Origin of the sequence: Streptococcus oralis, from assembly GCF_023109155.1 — a bacterium.
Lineage (GTDB): Bacteria > Bacillota > Bacilli > Lactobacillales > Streptococcaceae > Streptococcus > Streptococcus oralis_BZ.
On record NZ_JALDUA010000003.1, the window covers coordinates 193,221 to 217,561 of the forward strand.

29 protein-coding genes and 1 pseudogene are annotated in these 24,341 nt (G+C 36.7%); 12 read left to right on the forward strand and 18 right to left on the reverse strand.

The window, feature by feature from the left end; all coding sequences use genetic code 11:
• From M1F63_RS07335 to M1F63_RS10180, 3 genes are read right to left on the reverse strand one after another with little or no spacing between them, the layout of a single operon-like run.
• Entirely contained in the window at positions 1-189 is a 189-nt protein-coding gene (locus M1F63_RS07335) for a DUF3173 domain-containing protein (protein ID WP_000369785.1), read from the reverse strand.
• Between the two features lie 11 nt (positions 190-200).
• Positions 201-1,178, reverse strand: a complete 978-nt coding sequence (locus M1F63_RS07340) for a replication initiation factor domain-containing protein (protein WP_247941098.1) — start codon at positions 1,176-1,178, stop codon at positions 201-203.
• Positions 1,179-1,223: 45 nt separating this feature from the next.
• Positions 1,224-1,406, reverse strand: coding sequence for a hypothetical protein (locus M1F63_RS10180; RefSeq protein ID WP_308697132.1), 183 nt, complete (start codon positions 1,404-1,406; stop codon positions 1,224-1,226).
• Positions 1,407-1,614: 208 nt separating this feature from the next.
• Between M1F63_RS10180 and M1F63_RS07345 the strand changes: the two genes are divergently transcribed.
• Complete coding sequence (locus tag M1F63_RS07345) at positions 1,615-2,124, forward strand: helix-turn-helix domain-containing protein (RefSeq protein ID WP_247941099.1); 510 nt, start codon at positions 1,615-1,617, stop codon at positions 2,122-2,124.
• 257 nt (positions 2,125-2,381) lie between these two features.
• Here M1F63_RS07345 and M1F63_RS07350 read toward each other — a convergent pair whose 3' ends face one another.
• Genes M1F63_RS07350 through M1F63_RS07370 form a run of 5 tightly spaced genes read right to left on the reverse strand, consistent with a single transcriptional unit; the run spans position 2,382 to position 6,547 of the window.
• Positions 2,382-3,719 carry a sensor histidine kinase gene (locus tag M1F63_RS07350; RefSeq protein ID WP_125384897.1) on the reverse strand — a complete coding sequence of 446 codons (1,338 nt, stop codon included), beginning with the start codon at positions 3,717-3,719 and terminating at the stop codon, positions 2,382-2,384.
• Positions 3,698-4,366 (reverse strand): response regulator transcription factor, encoded by a 669-nt coding sequence (locus tag M1F63_RS07355; protein WP_031576232.1) that lies wholly within the window; start codon positions 4,364-4,366, stop codon positions 3,698-3,700. Before M1F63_RS07355 ends, M1F63_RS07350 begins: the two co-directional genes overlap by 22 nt.
• Before the next feature lies 1 nt (position 4,367).
• Positions 4,368-5,039 carry an ABC-2 family transporter permease gene (locus M1F63_RS07360; protein ID WP_247941100.1) on the reverse strand — a complete coding sequence of 224 codons (672 nt, stop codon included), beginning with the start codon at positions 5,037-5,039 and terminating at the stop codon, positions 4,368-4,370.
• A gap of 58 nt (positions 5,040-5,097) precedes the next feature.
• On the reverse strand, positions 5,098-5,850 hold the full coding sequence (locus M1F63_RS07365; protein ID WP_031576229.1) for a lantibiotic immunity ABC transporter MutE/EpiE family permease subunit: 753 nt from the start codon (positions 5,848-5,850) through the stop codon (positions 5,098-5,100).
• Positions 5,843-6,547 carry a lantibiotic protection ABC transporter ATP-binding subunit gene (locus tag M1F63_RS07370; protein WP_031576228.1) on the reverse strand — a complete coding sequence of 235 codons (705 nt, stop codon included), beginning with the start codon at positions 6,545-6,547 and terminating at the stop codon, positions 5,843-5,845. Before M1F63_RS07370 ends, M1F63_RS07365 begins: the two co-directional genes overlap by 8 nt.
• Before the next feature lie 456 nt (positions 6,548-7,003).
• Between M1F63_RS07370 and M1F63_RS07375 the strand changes: the two genes are divergently transcribed.
• Positions 7,004-7,519 (forward strand): DUF308 domain-containing protein, encoded by a 516-nt coding sequence (locus tag M1F63_RS07375; protein WP_000672739.1) that lies wholly within the window; start codon positions 7,004-7,006, stop codon positions 7,517-7,519.
• Between the two features lie 275 nt (positions 7,520-7,794).
• Here the strand turns inward: M1F63_RS07375 and M1F63_RS07380 are convergent, their stop codons facing one another.
• Together M1F63_RS07380 and M1F63_RS07385 are read right to left on the reverse strand one after the other, a co-directional pair.
• Positions 7,795-8,883 carry an AI-2E family transporter gene (locus M1F63_RS07380; protein WP_247941101.1) on the reverse strand — a complete coding sequence of 363 codons (1,089 nt, stop codon included), beginning with the start codon at positions 8,881-8,883 and terminating at the stop codon, positions 7,795-7,797.
• A 9-nt stretch (positions 8,884-8,892) separates the two neighbouring features.
• Entirely contained in the window at positions 8,893-10,182 is a 1,290-nt protein-coding gene (locus M1F63_RS07385; protein WP_247941102.1) for a DUF308 domain-containing protein, read from the reverse strand.
• Between the two features lie 801 nt (positions 10,183-10,983).
• On the opposite strand from M1F63_RS07385, the gene M1F63_RS07390 reads away from it, so the two are divergent.
• The 4 genes and pseudogenes from M1F63_RS07390 to M1F63_RS07405 all read left to right on the forward strand — a co-directional run bounded on the left by M1F63_RS07390 (position 10,984) and on the right by M1F63_RS07405 (position 14,237).
• On the forward strand, positions 10,984-11,415 hold the full coding sequence (locus M1F63_RS07390) for an Rrf2 family transcriptional regulator (protein ID WP_000379854.1): 432 nt from the start codon (positions 10,984-10,986) through the stop codon (positions 11,413-11,415).
• A gap of 90 nt (positions 11,416-11,505) precedes the next feature.
• On the forward strand, positions 11,506-12,510 hold the full coding sequence (locus M1F63_RS07395; RefSeq protein WP_247941103.1) for an NADP-dependent oxidoreductase: 1,005 nt from the start codon (positions 11,506-11,508) through the stop codon (positions 12,508-12,510).
• Between the two features lie 13 nt (positions 12,511-12,523).
• The gene (locus tag M1F63_RS07400) at positions 12,524-13,360 is read left to right on the forward strand and encodes an alpha/beta fold hydrolase (RefSeq protein WP_247941104.1); all 837 of its coding nucleotides are present in this window, start codon (positions 12,524-12,526) and stop codon (positions 13,358-13,360) included.
• Between the two features lies 1 nt (position 13,361).
• A pseudogene (locus M1F63_RS07405) lies at positions 13,362-14,237 on the forward strand (SDR family NAD(P)-dependent oxidoreductase).
• A 246-nt stretch (positions 14,238-14,483) separates the two neighbouring features.
• On the opposite strand, the gene M1F63_RS07410 reads toward M1F63_RS07405, so the two are convergent.
• Positions 14,484-15,965: an AcpB/EbpR/MafR family transcriptional regulator gene (locus tag M1F63_RS07410; protein WP_247941105.1), complete on the reverse strand. Its 1,482-nt coding sequence runs from the start codon at positions 15,963-15,965 to the stop codon at positions 14,484-14,486.
• Between the two features lie 296 nt (positions 15,966-16,261).
• Between M1F63_RS07410 and M1F63_RS07415 the strand changes: the two genes are divergently transcribed.
• The 5 genes from M1F63_RS07415 (at position 16,262) to M1F63_RS07435 (ending at position 18,182) form a co-directional block, all read left to right on the forward strand.
• A complete protein-coding gene (locus M1F63_RS07415; protein WP_033630119.1) occupies positions 16,262-16,498 on the forward strand; it encodes a GlsB/YeaQ/YmgE family stress response membrane protein in 237 nt (78 codons plus the stop codon).
• 98 nt (positions 16,499-16,596) lie between these two features.
• On the forward strand, positions 16,597-17,160 hold the full coding sequence (amaP, locus tag M1F63_RS07420) for an alkaline shock response membrane anchor protein AmaP (RefSeq protein ID WP_084873435.1): 564 nt from the start codon (positions 16,597-16,599) through the stop codon (positions 17,158-17,160).
• A 10-nt stretch (positions 17,161-17,170) separates the two neighbouring features.
• A complete protein-coding gene (locus M1F63_RS07425) occupies positions 17,171-17,341 on the forward strand; it encodes a DUF2273 domain-containing protein (RefSeq protein WP_000454669.1) in 171 nt (56 codons plus the stop codon).
• An 11-nt stretch (positions 17,342-17,352) separates the two neighbouring features.
• Positions 17,353-17,937, forward strand: a complete 585-nt coding sequence (locus tag M1F63_RS07430) for an Asp23/Gls24 family envelope stress response protein (protein WP_000072932.1) — start codon at positions 17,353-17,355, stop codon at positions 17,935-17,937.
• A 41-nt stretch (positions 17,938-17,978) separates the two neighbouring features.
• Positions 17,979-18,182, forward strand: coding sequence for a CsbD family protein (locus tag M1F63_RS07435; RefSeq protein ID WP_000102421.1), 204 nt, complete (start codon positions 17,979-17,981; stop codon positions 18,180-18,182).
• Between the two features lie 115 nt (positions 18,183-18,297).
• Here the strand turns inward: M1F63_RS07435 and M1F63_RS07440 are convergent, their stop codons facing one another.
• Both M1F63_RS07440 and M1F63_RS07445 read right to left on the reverse strand, forming a co-directional pair.
• Positions 18,298-18,747, reverse strand: coding sequence for a thiol-disulfide isomerase (locus tag M1F63_RS07440; protein ID WP_247941106.1), 450 nt, complete (start codon positions 18,745-18,747; stop codon positions 18,298-18,300).
• A gap of 103 nt (positions 18,748-18,850) precedes the next feature.
• Positions 18,851-19,306: a GNAT family N-acetyltransferase gene (locus M1F63_RS07445; RefSeq protein WP_247941107.1), complete on the reverse strand. Its 456-nt coding sequence runs from the start codon at positions 19,304-19,306 to the stop codon at positions 18,851-18,853.
• A 69-nt stretch (positions 19,307-19,375) separates the two neighbouring features.
• Between M1F63_RS07445 and M1F63_RS07450 the strand changes: the two genes are divergently transcribed.
• The gene (locus M1F63_RS07450; protein ID WP_247941108.1) at positions 19,376-20,035 is read left to right on the forward strand and encodes a prepilin peptidase; all 660 of its coding nucleotides are present in this window, start codon (positions 19,376-19,378) and stop codon (positions 20,033-20,035) included.
• Here M1F63_RS07450 and trpA read toward each other — a convergent pair.
• The 5 genes from trpA to trpD are packed head-to-tail and all read right to left on the reverse strand — an operon-like array spanning position 20,007 to position 24,331.
• Positions 20,007-20,783 carry a tryptophan synthase subunit alpha gene (trpA, locus tag M1F63_RS07455; RefSeq protein ID WP_247941109.1) on the reverse strand — a complete coding sequence of 259 codons (777 nt, stop codon included), beginning with the start codon at positions 20,781-20,783 and terminating at the stop codon, positions 20,007-20,009. The genes M1F63_RS07450 and trpA overlap by 29 nt on opposite strands.
• Entirely contained in the window at positions 20,776-21,999 is a 1,224-nt protein-coding gene (trpB, locus tag M1F63_RS07460; RefSeq protein ID WP_033630126.1) for a tryptophan synthase subunit beta, read from the reverse strand. The genes trpA and trpB overlap by 8 nt, the downstream gene beginning before the upstream one ends.
• Positions 21,977-22,576: a phosphoribosylanthranilate isomerase gene (locus M1F63_RS07465; RefSeq protein WP_247941110.1), complete on the reverse strand. Its 600-nt coding sequence runs from the start codon at positions 22,574-22,576 to the stop codon at positions 21,977-21,979. The genes trpB and M1F63_RS07465 overlap by 23 nt, the downstream gene beginning before the upstream one ends.
• Positions 22,563-23,330, reverse strand: a complete 768-nt coding sequence (gene trpC / locus M1F63_RS07470) for an indole-3-glycerol phosphate synthase TrpC (RefSeq protein ID WP_247941111.1) — start codon at positions 23,328-23,330, stop codon at positions 22,563-22,565. Before trpC ends, M1F63_RS07465 begins: the two co-directional genes overlap by 14 nt.
• Complete coding sequence (gene trpD / locus M1F63_RS07475) at positions 23,327-24,331, reverse strand: anthranilate phosphoribosyltransferase (protein ID WP_000658690.1); 1,005 nt, start codon at positions 24,329-24,331, stop codon at positions 23,327-23,329. The genes trpC and trpD overlap by 4 nt, the downstream gene beginning before the upstream one ends.
• Positions 24,332-24,341: the final 10 nt, after the last annotated feature.

A 24,341-nucleotide genomic window follows, 5' to 3' on the forward strand; every position in this document is an offset into this window, starting at 1 on the left:
TTACGCCACCTCTGTTCCCAGAATCTCATTTACAACACTTTTTGGAACAACCATCAAACGTTTGCGATTATAAAATGTATAGCCTCGTGATACAAGTAATTCTCTCGCCTGATGAATGATATCATTTGCTGTATGAGGGCGATAGCCCATTTCAATTAATTCTTTGTTACTAATTAAATTATTGTCCATAGTTATCCTCCTTATTTATTTTCTAAATTCAGAAACTCACCTACAAGTAGTTGTAATTCTGCATTTAATTTAGGGAGGTTCTGTATTAATACTTCTTTTAATTCTTCCGCAAATTGGTTCGTTTCTTCTCTCAATAGTTTACGGACTCTTGTTTTTTTCTTTTTGATGCTGTCTGATTTTAAATTTGGAAAAGCCAATGATAACAGTTCAGGATTGTTGAGAAAGATAATTGTAAATGCTCTTTGATCCACTCGAATATGTTCTAGCTTATAAAATCCGAAATTATCAAGTCGATTCATAACATCTTGGACCATCTCCTCACCAATCGCTTTGGTTCTGAGTTGGAACTCCAATCTCCACCAAAACGGATTTACAGCCAAATCTAGCTTCTCTTCGCGCTTGTGAGCAATGATTTCTTTATTCTTATCATATAACCTAACTTGTACATTACTACCGCTAGAACCCCAATATTTCGTCTCTAATTCACCCCCTCTACCATAGAAGACCTTATGGGTAACACCACCTTTAATATGTTGCAAATTAACGATTTCAGGCCTGTTGAAAATGTCAAATGCCAAATCAAAACGAGACAAACGTACCGTCAATGAATTCAATTTAGCAAAGTACATTAATTGTCTCCATACTTTCATTCCGTCAAATTCTTTTAAAATATTAGGATTGAAATCAATTCGAATCAATTGTTCACCTCCATAAGTGGATAATTGGAAAAATATAATATTGATCGAATCATACTCATTAAAATTTTTAGCTAAAGTAAAGACATCATCTCGTACATTATCATATAGTTCAAATGAATCAACTCTTGTACTTATTGCCTGTTTCAGATTTTTGAAAATTCGTCTTAGGGAACCAGTGTCTGTATCCCAGATAACCGTTAATCTATCAATACTGACATCTAACCGCTGTACTAATTCTCCTACATCACATCGTTCTTGAATGTTTCTTAAATCTTGTATAGAAACCAACAAAATTGTCCCCCCTTCTTTTAGATTTTTTAGGTCTCAGAAACACCGTCAAATCAACGTTTGCTCGTTCCGTCGTTCTTTGGGCGTTGCCCTAAGTGTACCTTTTTGCTGGCTGTTAGAATAGCCAGCTTTTGCTTGGCTAGAAATTGTCTGGACGCCAGTCTGCAGGACTTCGCCTGACTTCCCGTCAGGCTCGTCCCTTGACCTTGTCCACACAATTTCTAGCACCAAGGCTTCGAATAGTCATAAGTCATAGTCTCGTCCTCAACTTCCTCCTCACTCACTGTTCCTAAACTTACGAGCTACTTTGTATCGTTTATAACTTATTTATAAGTTATAAATATATTTTATAAAAAATATTTTAAATAGTCAACTAAAAACTTGATTTGTAAGTTTATAGATGATAGAATAAGTTTAAAATACAACATAGGAGTTTATCATGACCTTTATTATTCAAAATTTTGGACCCAATTTGGCACGACTACGCATAGAAAAAGGAGTAAGTCAAACTCAACTTGCGGAAGATTTAGGAATCGGTAAACAGTCCATCTCTGATTATGAAAAACAAAAAAGCTATCCTACCTTTGCAAATTTAGATAAGATAGCAGAATATTTTAATGCAACTCCAACCCAACTATTTGGAACTAGTAAAGAGATTGAGTTAGAAAAGAGTGTTCTTGAATCTAATGAATACTCTGATAAAGTAAGTGAAATCTTAAAGGCTGTCAAATACATCGAACATTTTCTACAAACTGATGGACAGTACTTAGAGGATTTACTTTACCTAACAAGAGGCAACCAACTATACACAGAAGATGGAGATGAATTGTATATTGATCCAACTTCTCAGAAAAGAACATTTCATACCCAATATGAACCCGGTTTTATTGTAGCAAGAGATAAATCCCCACTAGAACTCTTAATTGAAAATAAGGACCTATTAGATTAAATAAAAAAAGCGAGTTTTAGGCTCGCTTTTCTATTGTATAATCTTATTCTTCAGTTCTTCCAGTTACTTGAAGCAGGTTCACTGTTTCAATATTGTTGAAGACAAAATTAATTGAATTATCCTCTCCAATCTCAATACGATCTATAAAAGACACTAAAGATAGTTGATTTAATTCATCACTTTCAGAATTAGGAACTATCTCAGAAACGAAAATTTATCCCCTTGATAACCAGATTTATTAATTTTTTAAAATATGCTTACTTTTTAAATACCATTTTAACTTCAGCACCATTACCTTGATCATCATAATTATTTAGTAACAATTGTCCCTTGTTATTTTCAAGTATTTTCATAACAATTGAAAGCCCTAATCCATGTATATTATTATCATACATTTTCGTTGATACATATTTTTCTCTTAGATCATAAAGAATATCATTATTAAATCCATCACCTTGATCCCTGACCACAATAGTATAATCATCTATATCATCATAAAAACCGATAAATATCGTAGAACCCACTGAAGAGTTCTCAATTGCATTATTTACTAAATTTTGTATCGCAATAGCAATTGAATTTTTATCTAATTTAATGTTACTTTCATCAGACGAAAGAATTGACAAGCTAAAACCCTTAAGTTTACAAATACTAGTCACAATTTTTATCCAATCGTCTAAAACTTCTTTTGATACAACTTCCTTTGGAGCTTCCATCAAATCAGAAAATTCATTTAGTTTTTTTAAAAAAGATTCCAATCTCTCCACACCATTTAAAGCATCTTCTGCTCTTTCAAGAACATTTTCTTGATCTTCTTTTAATAATTCTATATTCCCCTTAATTAGAGTAATCGGAGTCCTCACATCATGAGTAATCGATTGAATCATTTCTTTTTGTGTCATCTGCATATTCCATTGTTTTTCTAATGATGCCTTTAAGCTCCTTGCCATACTATCTATAGAATCTAACACTCCTGAAATTTCTGTATAATCAGAATACTCTCTTTCAAATTCTAATTGTAATTTTTCAATATTTTCATTAGCCTTGGATATCTTTCTAATTTCACTCCTTAATTTCCTTGTCAAATTACTTATTAAATAAATAAACCCAATTAGCCATAGACAAAACATGCTTGTAAAATACACCAATTCAAAATTTCCAATTATTTTGTATACATTTGGATTGGTAGGTATAGCACTAATTTTATATTTTATGATCAAATCTTTATTACCATTTTTAAAAGCCTTAAATACATCTGAACCTATTATGTGTTCCTTTGAAGATTTTCCTTTTTGCAATGCCTCACTTATTTTTTGATTATAGCGTTCATCAATCGTATTTTCTATAATTTCTCCATTATCTCTTAATTGATATTCATAAAAAAATGGTATTTTATCAATTTCCCAATTCTCTTTTTGAAACTCATATTTTACTGTATCAGAATGCCTTTCAGCATAATTTGCAGGATATACTACCCCAGTGTTAATTAAGATGTTTAGAGGCATATAGGAAAATAAACTCATAAATAGTACAAAAAACAATTCTAAAATTGCAAATTTACTAATTAAATAGGTTAAACTTTTTTTAGTTCCCATTGATAACCTACTCCCCAAATAGTTTTAACTGGATCTATATGAAATCCAGCAAATTTTTCTCTTATTTTTTTTATTCTTTCTGTAATAGAAGTTGAACTATCACCTTCAGCATCATATCCATAAATTGTTGTATAAATCTTTTCTTTAGTAAAAACCTGGTTTCTATTTTTTAAAAGTAATTCGCATATTTTATATTCACTTTTGGTAAGAGTAATTTCATCTTCCTTGAAATATATTTTTTTAGACAATAAGTCACAAGAAATTGGATAATCAATTATTCTACTGTGCTTATCTCTATTTTCTCTTCTAATATGTGCTGCAACCCTCGCCCTTATTTCAGATACAGAAAATGGCTTTGTAACATAATCATCTGCACCTAAGGCAAATCCCTCTATCTTGTCCTTTTCAAAACTTTTAGCCGTCAACAAGATAATCGGTGCATCTATCAATTCTCTATATCGTGATAAAAACTCAAATCCATCCATTTTATCCATCATGACATCAAGAATAATCAAATTATATTTAACCAGCTGTTCAGGAACAATTTTTTCAGCTGAATCACAAAGGTCAACATTATATTCTTTTTTAAAAGTCAACTCTAAAAGTCGTAATAGATCTTTATCATCATCTATGATTAATAAGTTCATTCTACTCCTCCATTTTATTAATACCATCCCATCTATTATACCAAATATTAAATACGCCTATAAACAATACAGTAATGATTACTGATAATGCTAAAAACATCAAAATATCATGACTTGTAACTTCATGACTTGTATAAGCAAAAATAAGTTTTATCGGCCAAACAAAAGGTAATAAATACCAAATATTACTGCCTAATTCTGTGGTACCTAACAAAATACCTGATAATGTTAAAAAAATTCCGATTAGTATACTGCCAGAAAAACCTAATTTCAAACTTAAAAATTGATAAACAGGAATCATTGGCATCAGCATAATTGTACCAATCAAAAAGCATAAAACTGTACTTATATAATTAAACTCAACTTTTCCAAACCCGACTAATATCATTACCAAGATAGATATAAATTCAATTATAAATAGTAATATAGAGATATAAATAGATTTAGAAAAGAATATTTTTTTCCTACTAATCCCAGTCCTTAAATCATTTGCAAAATTCCCAGCTACCTTATCAACCTCATATATCATTGGTATATAAAAACACATTGAAAAATTTGCTAAAATTATATATGCGCAAAAGAACACTCCCATTTCTTTCCCTATTAATCCTTTTGAATTCATCGAATAAATACCATAAATCAAAGAAAATAGGATTGGGCATAAAAAAGTCATTAGTCTTACTGGTGTCCTTCTACTTCTAAGCCAGTATGACGATATCATATTATGCACTTCATTTACTCCTTTTGTTGTTAATTAAAAGACTTAATGTTAATACGACTACATAGACCGCAATACTTAAAAGCAATCCTAAGTATGTTGCATCCATATTCATTAGTTTAGAGCCAGTCTCAAGAAAAGTCCCATTTGGATGTACTCCAACAACTGGACTAAGCATTCGCAAGTTATATGACCATGGAAATAAAATCCAATTTTTTGTTACTGCAATCACAGCCGATGGGAATGTCAACACAAAATTCAACAATATAAGAACAGCTTTCTTTTTTGTAAGTCCATATATCAAAAAAGATAAAGCAACGATCGGTAAACTTCCAATAAAAAGACAAATAGTAGCTATAATTAATTGACTTAGCGATATTTTTTCACCTAGAAAAAATGTCGCAACAGTAAATATTAATATTGTTGATATTAGTAGAATAATAAATAATTCAGCTACAATAATAATATTTTTTGCCAATTCTATTTTTGTAAAACTTAGATTTTTGCTTTTTTGTAAAACAATATGCTCGCTCTTTTCTTTAACATTTATATTCACAACTAGTAAGCTCAAAACTATTGGGAGAATTAAAAGTGGATACCAATTAAAAGAAGTTGCCAATATGTAACTTTTTCCTTCTGGACTTTCCCCCATCAAACTAATCATAGCTATATTAAATAAAACAAAAATTATAGGCACAATAATTCCTAACTTTAAGTTAGCAGATCTTTTTTCTTTCATTAACTCTGTTTTAATATAACTAATCATTATTTTTCACATCCTTTTTTATCATTTCTAAAAACAATTTTTCCAAATCCATCTCATCAGAATTATTAGCTTCATAAATGAGATGCCCATTATTAATAATCCCTATCTTATCTGCTATCTGTTGAATCTCACTCAGAATATGACTTGAAATAATGACTGTAATCCCTTTTTTAGAAAACTCTTTTATCAATTCTCTTAACTCTTGAATTCCCAAAGGATCTAGTCCATTAGTTGGTTCATCAAGTATCAATAATTCTGGATTATTTATTAGTGTCATTGCAATTCCAAGTCTTTGTTTCATCCCCAATGAAAAATTTCTTACCAATTTTTTATTTGTGTCTTCTAACCCAACTGTTTTTAACACATAATCAATTCTTCTTTTATCAATATTTAATAATACTGTTAAAACTTCTAAGTTTTCGTATGCTGTTAAATTTGGATAGATGGCAGGATGCTCTATGATAGCTCCAACTTTTTTTAAATCTTGTGTACACATGCTTTTTCCTTCAAAAAAAATATCCCCTGATGTACAATTCATAACTTTAGTAATTACTTTTAATAGCGTTGATTTCCCAGCACCATTCGGTCCTAATAGTCCATATATCTTTCCTTTCTCTACTTTAATTGATATATTTTCAAGTACCATTTGTTTTTTGATTTTCTTTGTTAAATTTCTTGTTTCAAGCATAATTTCCATATAATGTTCCTCCGTTTCTTATGTAATCAATTCTAATACTAAAAAATAACCAAATCATAATTACTCTATTTTTTTGTAAAACAAAAAGCATATATAAATTTTAAAAAGGAGTAAGCAACTCTTCTGTTCACTTACTCCCCCATACTTTTATCTAAAATCATCAAATGTGAGTCATTCGTTATTTTTGCCCCACTTTTGCCCCACTTTTAAATCTATCTTTTCTTTTTGAATCAAATTACATCTTAACAAATAGTGTAAAGCCAGTTACTTTTGCTTTGATGCCATACAATATTTTCATGTAGAGAAGACAAATTTTATCTTCTCTTTTTATTTTCAAAATGATAAAAACTGAAACTTCCAAATTTTCCATTTTGTTTATTGACATTTCCTCTAAAAAGGTGTATAATATTTTTATTATCAAACTATACTATACTATACTATATAGGGGGTATTGAAATGAAATTTTCTAATCGTTTACTGCTATTCCTTGCAGGAGTTGTTTTTGTCCTTTTAGGACTTTTCCTATTTACAAACCCAGTAGCTAATCTTGTTGCTTACAGCTGGTGGATTGCATTTGGTTTACTGGTTTCTTCTATAGCAGCTATTTTAGGCTATTTCTCTGTACCAAAAGAGCTTCGCTCACCAGCTCATCTTTTCCAAGGGATTGTTAATCTTCTCTTAGCTCTTTACCTCGTTGCCTATGGCTTTGTGACGCTGCCAGTTGTCATTCCAACTATTTTAGGAATTTGGTTAATTGTAGAAGCCATTATAGCTTTCTTTAAAGGCAATCGTCTGGGATTGATTTTCCCTATTATTGGCAACCATATCATGTGGATAGCGTTGCTTGCATTTTTACTAGGTCTAGTGATTTTGTTCAATCCAGTAGCTACAAGTGTCTTTGTCGTTTATGTCGTTGCCTTTGCATTTTTAATTGTTGGTTTCACCTATATCCTTGATGCCTTTCGTAAATAATCTAGCTGCCATTTTGGGCATATTAAAATAGCTGGGAAGTTACATTCTCAGCTTTTTCTGTTGCCTTCTTAGATCAGTCGGTAGAGCAGTAGACTCTTAAGCTATGGGGCGCAGGTTCGAGCCCTGCAGGGGGCACATCTAAATCAACAGAAATAAGCCTTGAAACCAAGGCTTTTTTTAACGTCTAATAGCTTTTTGTAGAAAAGTATTTAAAAATAAAAGAGAAGAGAATCTCTCACTCTCTTCTCAGTATATCTTATTAAATTTAGTTTTTCTTAATCTACCTGATTTTCCTTTGCAACGACAAATTCCTTAACCAATCGATAGATAACAGCAAATATCGGTGTAAAGAATATCATCCCAAGTAAGCCAAAGAGATTGCCTCCAATACTAGCAGCCGCAAGCGTGAAAATAGCTGGCAAACCAATAGACTGACCTACAACTCTAGGATAAATAAGGTTTCCTTCAATCAGCTGTATAACTTGATATAGAAGAAGAGAAAGTAAGGCTTGAGTAGGACTCACTGTGAAGATAAAAATCGCTCCCACAACACAAGCAATCATAGGCCCTACATAAGGAATGAACGATAGCACTCCTGCAAAGATACCTGTCATTACTCCATAGGGTATCCCAAACACGCTGTAACCAACCGCTATCATAACTCCTATGATAACTGCTTCAATCAGCTGACCCATCAAAAATTGGTCATAAGTCTCTAGTGCTACTTGTCCAATGTAAGTCAACTTTATCACCACCTTCTCTGGAAGAAAAACTTTTAGAAGTCGACTCGTCATCGCTGCCAAATGTTCCTTACTGGATAAAAATAAAAAGGTGAAGACTATAATCAAAAAGGCATTCATCAAACTTGAAAAAATATTGCCGATATTACTAGTCAGACCTGATAAAAAACCTATCAAAGCTTGGCTAATAGAACTAGATTGTCCCTGTATGCCTGATACGATAGTTGACAACATGTCTTTGGTTACAAATTCCGAGCTGCCTAGCAATTTCCCAAGTTGAGTAAGGACTGTTGAAAGGACTGTTCCCAGCTGACTAATAGTCTGGGCTAGGGTTGGCAGCACCAAAACCAAAAGAGCAATCACGATTAAGATAAGAGCTAGGAAAACAAGTACCATGGCAATCGGACGACGCAACTCTGCCTTTACCTTCAATTTAACTAAGTACTGTTCAATTTTTTTCATAGGAACATTAAGAACAAAAGCAATAACAGCACCATAAATCAAGGTTGATATTACATCAAAGAGAGAGATTGCTCCTGATATAAAGCTCGATGCATTCAGAATTACAAGAGCAACCAGCCCTATAAAAAGTATTAACGGGGTGTATTTTTTTACTAAGTTCATAAATTCTCCTTAATAAACATGTTTAGATACGACTATACTATTTGGTTTTTCAAACTCTCGATTAAGGTAGGCTTGGTAAGTTCCTGGAGCGATAAATCCTTTGGGTGAGAGGATATCGGTGCCAGCCTGACCGACTATGGTATCAGCCAAGAGCACACAGTTTGTAGATAAGACAAAGTAGGATTTAAACTTAGATTTGATAAATTTATAAAGTTCCCCATCTGTCTCATGTCTGATTTTATAAGCGTAGGTGTAGTCTTCCTTACCATCACCTGTCATGATTTTATCTGCACTTGGCTCCCATGGAATCGTCAGTTGTTTCAATTCAGCCAACTTTTTCTGAACTGCTTTTTCCATTTCAGGCGTCAAATCTATCCCATAACCAAAAAGCGTTTTTTGACTCTCACGTTTACATAGGTCAATGTACTTGTCACGATCACAGAAATATAAGACACCATCTCCTACCATGCCAAATAAGGTCTCAGAAGACGGATCATAGTTGCCATAAGAAATAACACGGCCTTGATAGCAGATATCCACATGACCAATTGCCGAAAACAGAGAGGTCTCAGCTGTATGAACAAAAATTTCAAGCTCCGCTGTCTTACCAGACTTCACCATTCCAAGATGGATATCCTCTCTCTCATCAGCATTTTCCTGCATGAATTTGTTGATTTTTGCTAAAGTTCTTGCAGGGATGAGAGCGGCTAGGACAATAGGTAAGCTAATTCTAATGCGACGTTTGAGATGGTTTTTCCCAATTTCCTCCTCAAACAAGAAACCATCACGGATATTGGACACACCATAAAGGAAAAAATAAGCCCCTAATACAAAGAGTTGAAAGACAGAATTTCCTGTAGAGGACAAAAGACTAGTCCCACCAAGAAAAACTAGTACGAGTCCATCTAGTAAGAGACGAAAACGAGGTCGAATTTTGTTTTTGCGGTAGAGAACATAGGTGACAAGGTTAATACTAGCATGAAAAATCTGATAAACTCCAATCACAAGAGCCAGAACATAAATCGGTATATCAGTCGCAAGATTAGAACCTAGCAAATATCCCAGCACTAACAATTTAACCAGTGCAACTCCCAAGGTATCCGTTGACTGGCTTTTTTTGAAAACTCTTAATAGCAAATCTACGACCGTTGCTATCCAAGCTAAAAACAGAACCAGGCGAATAACTGTTACTGGCAACCAAGTCCCCGTGACCATCAAGATGAGACCTAGCAGAACAAACAAGAACCCCTGAGCAAGTAATTTCTTACCTGTCAGACCTAAAGATAGAATTTTCGCCATATAAAAACCTTTCAACAATAAAAATTAAACACTCCGATTAAACTGACTAGTAAATAGCCAACACTACAAACAGCCTGTGCCAGCAACATATGGTGACTAGAAATGACTGTAGTAATGTCACCATCTTGTCTTATGCACTTCTAAAAATTGTTTTATTGATTCGAAAACAAAGCTAATAAAAATTAACTAAACTTGAGAGATAAGTACAATTGAGACGAAAAAATGTATAACCAATTCAACTTGTTAAGGTAAGAAAGCATTATTTCCAATCTATTAATTATTCATCTATTACTTATTATGACACAATATTCCCTATAGTTCAACTTTTTACTTGTTTTTATATTACACGGACTAAAAAGTTTTCAACAGTTGATTGCATGTGTTTTAATAAGTTTTAACCTTTCTTGGTTAGATAAAAAAAGAACCATACAGTTTAGAATCTGTATGGTTTTTGCCCCACTTTTGTCCCATTTTTAAATCATGACATTGAAAATACCTAAAATCACTTATATTTCAATATTTTTAATTGCTCTCAATATGAAAGTCCTTTCCAAATCCCTGTAGGGGGCATCTAAATCAACAGGAAAAAGCCTTGGAATCAAGGCTTTTTTGTGTATCTGTTCTACTTTTGGTCAACTAATGGATATCAACGGTATAATTTTATGAACACCCTTCCCAGACAGCTCTAATCTGATTGCACTCAAAATTTTTTAAAATTTAAAACAAAAGACTTGCTTTTCTTTTAATTTATGTTATACTTGTTCTTGTATCTGATACAAGTTTATTAAGAGAGGGATTCATATGGATACAAAATTCTCAGTTGCTTTGCATATCTTAACAATGATTAGTGAAAGCAAGGAAACCTTAAGTTCTCAAGCACTAGCTATTAGTGTTGGGACTAACGCTAGTTACATTCGAAAAGTGATTGCCTTATTGAAAAATGCAGATTTGATTCATTCCCAGCAAGGAAAAACAGGTTATCAACTCAGTAAGTCTCCAAAGAAAATGACTTTACTAGAGATCTACTATGCTACTCAAGAAATCAATCACATTAGTTTATTCCCTGTTCATCAAAATAGCAATCCTGATTGCCCTGTTGGAAAACATATCCAAGGAGCAGTTTCACCGCTTTTCGCTAGTGCCGAATCTCAATTAGAGAAGGAATTAGCAAATCAAACTTTAGAAGATGTCATTGACAATCTATATAAACAAGCTAAACAAGTCCGAAACTGATTTGATAACAAGTCAGTTTTTACTGGAAATAACATATACTTGTATCAGATACAGGTATAAAATCATATAGAAAAAGAAAAGAGAAATCACATGAAAGCCGCACAACACACTACTTATAACAAAAACAATATCACACTGAACATCACAGAAATCGCTAAACCAAGTATTACAGACAAACAAGTATTGGTGAAAGTCACCGCAGCCGGTGTTAATCCTCTCGATAACATGATCTCTCGTGGTGAGGTCAAGATGATTGTTCCTTACAAACTTCCTCAAACTGCAGGTAACGAGGTCGGTGGGATCGTTGAAAGCATTGGCAAGCAAGTTGACAACTTTCAGATAGGAGACCGTGTCTTTGGCCGTCTGCCACTTGATCATATCGGCGCCTTTGCAGAATACCTAGCTGTCGATAGCCAAGCCTTAGCCAAGGTTCCAGACTATCTATCAGACGAGGAAGCTGCTGCTGTTCCGCTTACTGCCTTGACTATCATGCAGGCTCTTGACCTCATGGGCGCTCAAGCTGGGAAAACGATCTTTATTTCTGGTGGGACTGGTGGTGTCGGTGGTATGGCCATTCCGATTGCCAAGGCCAAAGGTTTGAAGGTCATTACCAACGGTTCTGGAGATAGTGCTAAGCGTGTGTTGAAACTAGGAGCAGATAGATTTATCGATTACAAAACAGAGGATTATACAAAAACGGTTAGCGAGGTTGATTATGTCCTCGATACTCTCGGTGGAGCTGAAACTGAAAAACAAATGTCTATCATGAAAAAAGGTGGTCATCTTGTTTCACTTCGTGCCATGCCAAACGGTGCCTTTGCCAAACGCATGAATCTACCAAAATGGAAACAGATGATTCTTGGCTTAGCAGGTCGCAAATTCGATAAGATGGCGGAAAAATATGGTGTCCGCTACCATTTTATCTTTGTAGAAAGCAATGGCGCTCAATTACAAGAGGTAGCTGACCTCTTTAGTAAATTAGAAATCAAACCCTCTATCGATACAGTCTATCCATTTGAAGAAGTGAATAGCGCCTTAGACAAGGTCGCTAATGGTCGCTCACGTGGAAAAACAGTCCTCAGCTTTAAGAAATAAAAAGGAAAAGACAATGTCATATCTTACAACTAAAAATCAATACATCACTGTCGACGGGAACAAAATCGCCTATCGCGAACTCAGCAAAGGCAAATCAAAACTACCTCTTCTGATGCTGGTCCATTTGGCAGCAACTCTCGATAACTGGGATCCAAGACTATTAGACTTGATTGCTGAAAAGCACCATGTGATTGTGGTCGATCTTCCTGGTGTCGGAGCCAGTCAAGGAAAAGTGGCTCCAACCATTCCTGGAATGGCTGAGCAGACAATTGACTTTGTAAAAGCGCTTGGTTACGATGAAATCAATCTCCTTGGCCTTTCTATGGGAGGTATGATTGTCCAAGAAATCATCCGAATCAAGCCTGAGTTGGTCAACCGTCTCATCTTGGCAGGAACAGGACCTCGAGGTGGAAAAGAGATCGATAAGGTCACAGGGAAAACATTTAAGTATATGTTTAAAGCTGGACTCGAGCGCATCGACCCTAAACGCTATATCTTCTATAATCATGATGAACAAGGGAAAATCGAAGCTTTGAAAGTTCTAGGACGAATGGGTATGAGAACAAAGGAATTTGCGGATAAAGACATGAGTGTGCCTGGTTTCCTAACTCAACTCAAAGCTATTAAACGTTGGGGGAAAGATCCTCAAGACGACCTAACATTTATCACTCAACCAACCTTAATCGTCAACGGGGACAAGGATATGCAGGTTCCAACGGAAAATTCCTATGACATGCATGAGAAAATCGAAAATAGTAAGCTGATGATCTATCCAAATGCAGGGCACGGTTCGATTTTCCAATTTGCAGACGAATTTTCAAAAGAATTAAAAGCTTTCTTGGAGGACTAAGATGGTCAAAACGATTCTGATTACAGGTGCTACTGACGGTATCGGTAAACATTTGGCAAAGAAATTAGCCAGCCAAGGTCATCAGATCATCCTCCATGGTCGAAACCCTCAAAAACTTGAGTTGGCGCTTCAAGAGGTTCGGGCAGTTTCCTTGAGAGGCAGAGTTTCTAGTTACCTTGCAGATTTTTCAAAATTAGACGATGTTTATCGATTTGTGGAAGAAATCAAGCGAGACTTTCAAAGTATCGATGTCTTGTTTAACAATGCAGGGCTTTATGGAGGAAAAGAACGAAAAGCGAGTGCTGAAAATGTCGAGTTGACTTTTATGTTATCCGTTCTCATTCCCTATATGTTAACAACTGAGCTAAGCCCCTTGTTAGAAAAAGCGCCTGACGGTCGTATCATTAATACCTCCTCCTATATGCATCATTTTGCCAAGGTCAAGGATTTAGACTTTGGATTTTAGAACAATTATAATCCCGGATTGGCCTATAATAATTCTAAACTTTACACTATTTGGATGACACGCTATCTAGCCAGAGAGTTCTTTTTAAGAGGTTCAAATATTACTATTAATGCCTATCATCCCGGCTTGATTTCAACCAACTTGGGGAATGATTCCAGTGATGAAAAAACGAAAAAGTCTCTCTTTGGACGCCTGATGAAATCTTTTTCAAAAGATTTAGATGAGGGAATTAAAACAGGCTACTACCTCACCTTATCAGAAGAAGTCACTGGTTTGACAGGCTACTATTTTGATGATAAAACTGTCAAAACAGTTTCTGAAAAAGGTTATACTTTTGAAAGATCTCAGGGTTTAATCGCTTATTGCAATGATAAGATTGAGATGTTTAAAAATAAGTCCACAATATCTTAACTTTATTATGACTCGACTATCAAGAAAAAGATGATATCAAAACTTATCTATTTTCTATATCCTAAATAATTTGCCCCACTTTTGCCACGTTTTGAAATAATCACATTCAGAATTATTCCAAGTATCTTCCAAAAATCGTTTATATTTCAACATTTTTGCTTAGATTTTTAGGTTGTTCTGAGTCTAATATAGATGAAATTCTTTTCTTATAAGAAAAAACGCTAGATAGCGTTTTTTTATTCTTAGTTACTCATCTAATCGAATAAACATCATTGCGTTGAGCAAAGAGATGAGAGCGACTGTATTGACATTATTGGAATAGATCAGTCTCTTATTTTCAATCGGCGGAATAATAAAATTAGAAATAATGATATCGTAAGGTGATTCTTTTAAAGAATCAATTGATAGTTCTAATTTATTCCAAACTTCAAGTTCAAAATTGTTGCTGCAATAGTAAGAAAGTGTCTCTGCTACTGATTTAGCATGATACTGATCAAAAGTACTCATGACCAAAACCTTTAATTTAGGTTGATTTTGTAAAAGATTTAGCACTAAGTGTTTGCTATGAGTGATAAAAGTATAAGACAAATGATTGACCTTCATTGAATTACGATCCATATCCAAAGCCTCTAGATAGTGTTCAATCCCTTCCTTCACCTCTGAAACAAATCGAGGGAAAATATTTTGAAAGTTCTTGATTGTATTGCCTTTTTGATCAAATAGGATAAACTCTGTCGATAATTCCTGGCGATGCAGATGTGCTGTATTATGCAGATGCCAAATCAGATTGTCCTTATTGTCTACTTGGAGATTATAGTCTCTTGATACCTGATCTACTAGATCGCCCAATAACTGATACGATTTTTTTACATAGCTGTCTGTTTTTGCATGGTTCAGAAATACTTCTTCATCTATGAAAAACATTTTTTGAAAATAGGATACAAATAGTTGACCTAGCACTTCTTTATTCAGAGAGATATGATATCCAGAATCAAAGCTGGCTACAATGTCTTCGATTCCTTCTGCCTGCATGAACGATTCCAACAATTGATTGTTAAAAGAGTCTCTCTCAACTTCCATGAAATGACCAAACTTTATACGATATAAATTTGTAACCAGAAGTAATTTTAACATTCTGTGAGTTGATAAATTCATCGGGAAAGAAGTTGCTTTATAGACAAATTCCAATAATTGAGACAAGGGTTCTACAGAAAAATCTTCAAAGGGCCATTCAAGGAAATAATATTTCTCTGAAAAATACTGGGCAAAAAAGTAACGGATATCAATCTCATTTCCAGTGATTCGAACTGGATTGAGGCTAATTTCAAAACGATATTGTTTCTTAATAATTTTATTAATATGACTGATGATACGGTAAAGAGAGGAAGAACTGATATAAAATTCTTTGCAAATACTATCAGTATCACATCCTTCATTAAAGAAGATAAATTCTAAAATTGAAAAGTGGGTTGAATGCTTAAAAAAATGATGATAGACCATCTCAATATCACTATCATCGGTATTAATGATACGGATGCCGTTTGTTGAGGAATGAAATATCAAGTCAGGAAAGGAAGACCTGACATGGGATAAGTCATCTTTTACAGAACGTTCTGTACAGTGCAATAATTCTGCTAGTTCTGAAATATGAAACCAGCGTTTGTTTTCAAATAGTAATTCTAATAATTCTAATTGTCTGTGACTTTTTTTCGATAATAAATCTCTCATGAATAGCTTTTCTCTCTTTATAATAAACTAAACGATTGCCTATCAATCTTCATGCAATTATACCATATAGAGTGCATTTATCCTCTTACAACGACTTTTGCTTGTCATCAAAAGACTAGTCTAATCCCTTAGAAACCCAGTAGCTTCAAGATTTTCTTATTTATTTGTATCTAAAGTACATGTTTACAGTACGGTTTTTAAGACGAACTATTATGTTTCCAAGTTGAAATACTATATAATTAGTGTAATCAAAGAAATTGATTCTTTGATTTAGAAATAGAAAAGGAGGATACACTATGTTGTGGTCCATTATTGTAGGAGGTCTTATTGGTCTCGCCGCTGGTGCAATCACTAAAAAAGGTGGTTCAATGGGATTGATTGCAAATATCTTTGCAGGTCTTATCGGTTCGTCTGTAGGGCAATCACTTCTAGGAAGCTGGGGACCTTCATTGGCTGGAATGGCTATTATTCCGTCAATCGTAGGTGCAGTGATTGTTGTTGCAGTCGTTTCATTTCTATTTGGTAAAAAATAAGCATTACCTAATAAGAAATTAAAAGTGATAAGCCATAATTTTGAATTCTTTAGACGGGTAAAATTATGGTTTAAGCTTTTCATTTGAAAGGATTTAATATGTCAAAATCAAAGAAAATATTGTTACTTATTTTCTGTATCTTAATCTTGACTATTTTCCTTCCTATTCTCATAGATTATCATCAGGTCAGTGATTTAGGAATCCACTTATTCAGTTGGAGAGAACTCTACGCTGAATTCCTGATTGCTAGATATGTCTTTTGGGGGACACTTGTCCTATCTGTTTTAGTGTTAATTTCAATCTTAGTGATACTCTTTTATCCTAAACAATATCTAGAGATCCAATTAGAAACTCAAGAAGATACATTAAAACTAAAAAATTCAGCTATCGAAGGCTTTGTTCGATGTTTGGTTATTGATCATCAGTTGATGAAAGAACCAACGGTCCATGTAAATAGCCGCAAAAATAAATGTTTCGTTACTGTAGAAGGTAAAATTCTTCCTTCAGACAACATCTCAAATCGATGTCTAGTCATTCAGAATGAAATAACTCATGGATTAAAGCAGTTCTTTGGTATTGAACGTGAGGTAAAACTTGAAGTTAAAGTAAAAGAAGTTGAACCTCCAAAAACGACCAAAAAGACTGTTAGTCGTGTAAAGTAAGGAAGTAAAAATGGAATGGTTTAAAAAATATCAGTATCCAATTATTGCAGGTTTAGTAGGTGTCATTCTCGCTTGCTTTATCTTATCCTTTGGCTTTTTCAAAACACTATTTGTACTAATTTGTGGAGCCTTAGGAGCATTTGCTGGATACTATGTTAAGGAAAAATATTTAAATAAATAAAGGAGTCTCGTATGTCAAACGTAGATAAAAATGTAGAAAAAAAAGATGTCGCTGTTGTTTCTCAAGATGTTAAAGGGGAACTCACTTATGAAGATAAAGTCATCCAAAAAATCATTGGTCTTTCACTTGAAAAAGTACCTGGACTTTTGGATGTGGATGGAGGATTCTTCTCTAATCTAACAGAAAAAATTATCAATACAGATAATGTCACTCATGGTGTCAATGTTGAAGTTGGGAAAGAACAAGTTGCAGTTGACTTGAACATTGTTGTTGAGTACCAAAAGAATGTCCCTGCTTTGTACAAAGAAATCAAAGATGTTGTCGTATCACAAGTTACAAAAATGACTGATCTAGAAGTAGTTGAAGTCAATGTGAATGTTGTTGATATCAAAACGAAGGAACAGCATGAAGCAGATTCAGTTAGCCTCCAAGACCGAGTAACTGACGTGGCTTCTTCAACAGGAGAATTTGCTTCAGAACAATTTGAAAAAGTGAAATCTGGTATCGGTTCAGGTGTTGCTGCTGTTCAAGAAAAAGTAGGCGAAGGTGTTGAAGCCGTTAAAGGCGAAACAAAAGAAAATGCTCGCGTACACTAATTCATCTAATCAAAATCAATCAATTTAAAGGAGGCAGAATCATGTCAACAGAAGAAAAATTAAACCAAGCAAAAGGTTCCATTAAAGAAGGTGTCGGCAAAATGATCGGCGATGAAAAAATGGAAAAAGAAGGAACAGCTGAAAAAGTTGTTTCTAAAGTAAAAGAAGTTGCTGAAGATGCTAAAGACGCTGTCGAAGGCGCTATTGAAGGTGTGAAAAACATGCTTCACAAAGACGAAAAATAAGGCTAAACGTTAATTGACCTTTTCATTATAGTAGTCAAAAAGAGGACCGTAAATGTCCTCTTTTTTTGTAGATCGGATTCTAAACACGCTTCCCATTTTTCGTTAAAAGGAATTGTCAATCGGCTTGAGAGGTGTTCACACTTTCTTTATTTTGATTGCTAATATGAGAATAGTAACTACGTTTTAGGGTTAATTGATGATCTAAAATATAGTAGGCATCTATTTTTTCCTCATTTACCATTGTTTCAAATAAAACCGAGACTTCATCCCTTCTAGGATTCGACATTTTCAAATCGATGTCTCCTTTTATCCCTATGGAGTCAATTCCTCCACCCAAGCGGATGGCACCGTCGGGAGGAACAATATAGCCTGCTTTTCGCATGTCAGACGCATATTTTCCTGAATCCATTAAATGTTGTAAGACAGCTATAGTGTCCTTTTCTTCAAAGGAGGTCTTTAATTGGAACCGTTCTTGGTGGTTTTGATACTGAGAATAAAGATTGATACCAACAACTAAGGCAAGTACAGAAGCGAGCAAGATTCGTATTTTTCTAGGTCTCGACATGTTTATCTCCTCTATCTAAGAAATCATAGAAGTCTTGTTTCTAACTTTGAAAGATAACTTCCTTATCCTTGAAAATCCTTGGGACTCTAGTCCCCCGTTACTGCTATCTGCCCTTTTTCATGATGTATTTTCGTATAGGTGTTTCAACCATTTGAACGGTTTCAAATCCTTCTTTTTGGTAAAGCTTGTAAGCTGTTTGATTTGCCTCGTAGACATTTAGAGAAAGAGTATCTATGTCTTCATTTTTAAAGGCCAAACTAACAAATTTCCTTAAAGCTTGGCTACCTATGCCTTGCCCCTGCTTCTGAGGGTTGATAAAAAATCTCCCGATATGAAGATTCCTGTCTTCTAGCCTGATTTTCTGGATAAGCCCGACAAACTCTTGTCCATTAAAGATTGAAAAGATTCCTTCCAAATCTTGTAAGACTTGAATTGTTAAAGGAAAAGGAATCATTGTTCCCATCCATTGTTCTTGAAAGGATTTGCCAAGGGAGTTGGACCATTGGCATACGTGCTGAGCATTTTCTGTGCTCACATTTTCTTCAAAACGAATCATCATCTTGACCTCACCATCTTATCTATGTTTCTCCATTATACTACTTCTCCTATTTTTTACGAATAGATAAGTATGATTGATCTTTATTTTTTTCTTGTTGGGAGCATTCTCGCTTCTTTCTTGGGTTTGGTCATTGACCGTTTCCCTGAGCAATCCATTATTCGACCAGCTAGCCACTGTAATTCCTGTCAGACTCGCTTGCGACCGCTAGATTTGATTCCTATCCTTTCGCAGGTGGTCAATCGCTTTCGCTGTCGCTACTGCAAGATTCGTTATCCATTCTGGTATGCCCTCTTTGAACTAGGCTTAGGACTCCTCTTTCTGGCTTGGTCTTGGGGCTGGCTTTCCTTGGGGCAAATCGTCTTGATCACTGCTGGCTTGACCTTGGGCATTTACGACTTTCGCCATCAGGAATATCCCTTGCTGGTCTGGCTGACTTTCCACCTAATCCTCATGGCTTTCTGTGGTTGGAATCTGGTTATGATTTTCTTCCTTGTCCTCGGAATCATGGCTCATTTTATCGATGTCCGTATGGGAGCGGGAGATTTTCTCTTTCTGGCTTCTTGTGCTCTCGTCTTTAGCGCGACCGAATTACTGATCTTGATTCAGTTTGCTTCTGCGACGGGGATCCTAGCTTTTCTCCTGCAAAAGAAAAAGGAAAGACTTCCTTTTGTGCCTTTCCTCTTACTTGCTGCTTGCGTGATTATTTTTGGTAAGCTACTGCTTGTTTGATAAAGTCCTGAATCGGCTCTCCTTGGTGGAGAGCTTTTACAATTTTCGAACCGACGATAACGCCATCTGACACCGCATTGAAACGTTCGACATCGGCTTGACTAGATACACCAAAACCTGTCAAGACTGGGATGTCGGCTACTTGATGCAATTGTGCCAAGTGCTTGTCCAAGTCTGCTCGGTAGTTTCCTGATTTCCCTGTCACCCCATTGATAGCAACGGCATAGACAAAGCCTTCTGCTCCCTTGATCAACTCTTTTTGGCGATCAATCCCTGTTGTCAAACTAACTAGGGGAATCAAGGCGATGTCTGTGTCTGCCAAAAATGGCTCTACAAAATTGGCATGTTCATGAGGCAGGTCTGGAATAATCAAGCCCTTAACTGCTGTATCTGCCAAATCTTTGACAAATTTCTCCACACCGTACTGAAAGAGCGGGTTGAAGTAGGTCATGATGACCAGTGGCACCTCAGTCTGAATGGTTTTCAAGGTTTCAACCAAAGCTTGGGTAGAAGTCCCATGAGCTAGACTTCGCAAGCCTGCTTCTTCGATCACAGGTCCATCTGCAACAGGGTCTGAAAAGGGAATACCCACTTCAATGGCTGAAACACCCAAATCTTCTAAAAAGTGGATTGTTTCAGCGAGACCATCCAAACCTTTCTCATGGTCTCCAGCCATGATATAGGGAACGAAAATTCCTTTTCCAGTTGCTTTGATAGCATTCAATTTTTCTGTTAGAGTCTTAGGCATGGGCTTCTCCCTTCTTTGCTGCATCTGCTTCCAAGCGGTCTTTGACTTGAACTACATCCTTGTCCCCACGACCGGATAAGCAGACAATCATTGACTTGTCTGGCCCGAGTTCTTTGGCCAATTTCACTGCAAAGGCAATGGCGTGGCTTGATTCCAAGGCTGGGATAATCCCTTCCACACGAGACAAGAGTTTGAATCCTTCCAAGGCTTCCTCGTCAGTCACAGGAACATAGCTGGCACGTTTGATATCGTGGTAGTGAGAGTGTTCTGGACCGATACCAGGATAGTCCAAACCGGCTGAGATAGAGAAAGCCTCAAGAATTTGACCATGGGCATCTTGAAGCACATCCATGAGGGAACCGTGAAGGACACCCGGACGACCCTTGGTCAAGGTCGCTGCATGGTGCTCTGTATCCACACCAAGCCCTGCTGCTTCAGCCCCATACATGGCAACAGACTCATCTTCTACAAAGGGATGGAAGAGACCGATAGCATTAGAACCACCACCAACACAGGCTACTAGGGCATCTGGTAAGTCTTGTCCTGTCAAGTCACGGTACTGTTGTTTAGCTTCTCGACCGATGACACTTTGGAAGTCACGAACAATTTCTGGGAATGGATGAGGTCCCAAGGCAGAACCAAGGATATAGTGGGTATCATCGATATTCGCTACCCATGAACGAAGGGCTGCATTAACTGCATCCTTGAGTACGCGCGAACCATCTGTCACGGCCTCGACCTTGGCTCCCAAAAGCTCCATACGGAAGACATTTAGGGCTTGGCGTTTGACATCTTCCTCACCCATGTAAATGGTACATTCCATGTTAAAGAGGGCCGCAGCTGTTGCAGTTGCCACACCGTGCTGACCAGCACCTGTTTCAGCGATAATTTTCTTTTTACCCATACGTTTAGCCAGAAGAACTTGTCCCAAGGCATTGTTAATCTTGTGGGCCCCTGTATGGTTGAGGTCTTCCCGTTTGAGATAAATCTTGGCTCCGCCGATATGCTGGGTCAAGTTTTTTGCGTAGTAAAGGGGAGTTTCACGTCCTACATACTGGCGTAAGAGCTGGTTTAATTCCTCTTGGAAACTTGGGTCCGCCTGACTTTCACGATAAGCTTTTTCCAACTCCAAAACTGCTGTCATCAATGTTTCTGGGACGAAACGTCCACCGAATTTTCCGTAAAATCCATCTTTATTTGGTTCTTGATATGCCATGCTTTACCCTCTCTATAAATCTTCTAATCTTTTCCTGATCTTTTTGTCCATCTGTCTCCACTCCGCTCGATACATCTACTGCATAGGGAGTGAAGTGTTGAATTGCTTTTGCTACATTGTCTTCCTTAAGCCCACCTGCGATAAAGAAGGGCTGAGCAAGTTCTGCTGTATCCAGTTGACCCCAGTCAAAGGTCTGACCACTCCCTGCCACAGGCGCATCAAAGAGGAGATAATCCGCCCGAGAATGAGGCACATGACCATTTCCATCCACCTGCACCGCCTGAATACTGGCGCAAGGCAAATCCTCAAACAACTCATCCGCTACCTGACCATGAACTTGAACCAAGTCCAGACCAACTTTTTCAATCGCTTCTAGCAATTCTGCCCGACTTGGTGAAACAAATACACCAACCTTTTTAACGTTAACAGGAATGAACTTTGCGAGCTCAGCAGCCTCTTCCAAGGTCACCTGTCTTTTACTAGGCGCAAAGACAAAACCAATGTAGTCTGCCCCTGCTGATACGGCTGTCTCTACCGCTTCTTTGGTCGATAATCCACAAATCTTAACCTTTGTCAATCTGCAACTCCTTGATTCTCTGGTCTACATCTTCTGCCTGCATGAGAGCTGTTCCCACCAAAATTCCGTTAAAGTATGGTGCAACACGTATCGCATCCTGCCCTGTGAAAATAGCAGATTCAGAAATGTAATAGCGATCTTCCTCAAAGTGCTGGGCCAAGTCTACACTAGTCTGCAAGTCGACTTCAAAGGTGGTCAAGTTGCGATTATTAACCCCAATAATCTCAGCACCAAGTCTGTGGGCTACCTCTAGTTCAGCTAGATTGTGAGTCTCCACCAAGACTTCCAGACCAAGCTCTGTCGCGTAGTCATACAGTTCCTTGAGGCGTTCTTCTGACAAAGCAGCCACGATGAGCAGGATAACTGTCGCTCCGGCATTGCGAGCACGGATGATTTGCTTTTCATCGATGATAAAGTCCTTGTTGAGCGTTGGAATGTTTACCTGACTGGAAATCTCACGTAAATAATCCAAATGCCCTTTAAAGAAAACCTCATCTGTCAAAACCGAAATCATCACTGCTCCATTTGCTTCATAAGTCTGGGCCTGTTGCACAATATCCACATTGAGATTGATATCTCCCAGACTAGGGCTAGCCTTCTTGACTTCAGCGATTACCTGCAAACGGTTCTGGTGATTCTTCAAAAATTCTGCCAAGCGATAAGTCTGGCGCAAGGGCTGGACTTCCTCCAGCTCCATCTGCTCGACTTCACGCGCCTTCTGCTCCAAAATTCGTGCTAAAAATTCCTGACTCATTTTTGGTACTCCTGTAACAGTCTGAGTTTTTCAAGGGCCTTGCCACTAGCAATCACTTGACGAGCCAAGGCAACTCCTTCCTTGATACTAGCTACCTTACCATTAGCATAGAAACCAAGGCCAGCATTTAAAACTGTCGTTTCCAAGAATGGACTTGGTTCGTTTTGAAGAACACTAAGCAAAATCTCTGCATTTTCCTGAGCATTACCTCCACGGATATCTTCAATAGCGTAGCGTTCCATCCCCAAATCCTCTGGAGTGAAGCTTGACAAGGTGATTTCGCCATTTTCAAGAAGAGCAATCTTGGTTGTTCCGTTCAAGCCAGCTTCATCCAGCCCTTCTGGTCCAGCAACCACGATGGCACGTTTACGACCCATATTTTTCAAAACCTGAGCAGTGCTTTCTAGAAGTTCTGGACGACTAATACCAAGCAACTGTGTTTCCAAGGCCATTGGGTGAATCAGTGGACCAGTCAAGTTCATGATCGTTGGAATTCCTAGTTCTAAACGAGCTGGCATGATGTATTTCATAGCTGGGTGCATATTTTTAGCAAAGAGAAAGACGATGCCAGTTTTATCAAAAACCTTACCTAGTTCAGCTGGTTTGAGGTCAAGATTGATGCCCAATGCTTGAAGGACATCTGCCGAACCCGATTTAGAAGAAATCGAACGATTACCGTGCTTAGCCATATGAATGCCGCCACCAGCCAAGACAAAGGCTGCAGTTGTGGAAATGTTAAAGCTGAAAGACTTGTCCCCACCTGTACCACAGTTGTCCATGGCGTCATGAATCTCAGTTGGAATATGTTGAGCGTGTCCTCTCATAACTTGTGCAATGGCTGTGCGTTCTTCCGGTGTTTCCCCCTTCATCTTAAGGGCCAAGAGAAGAGAAGCAATCTGCGCTTCGGTTACACGTCCAGTAACGATACGTTCAATGACATCCGTCATTTCCACACCTGATAAATTTTCAAATTTTGCTAATTTTTCAATAATCTCTTTCATCCTAGTTTCC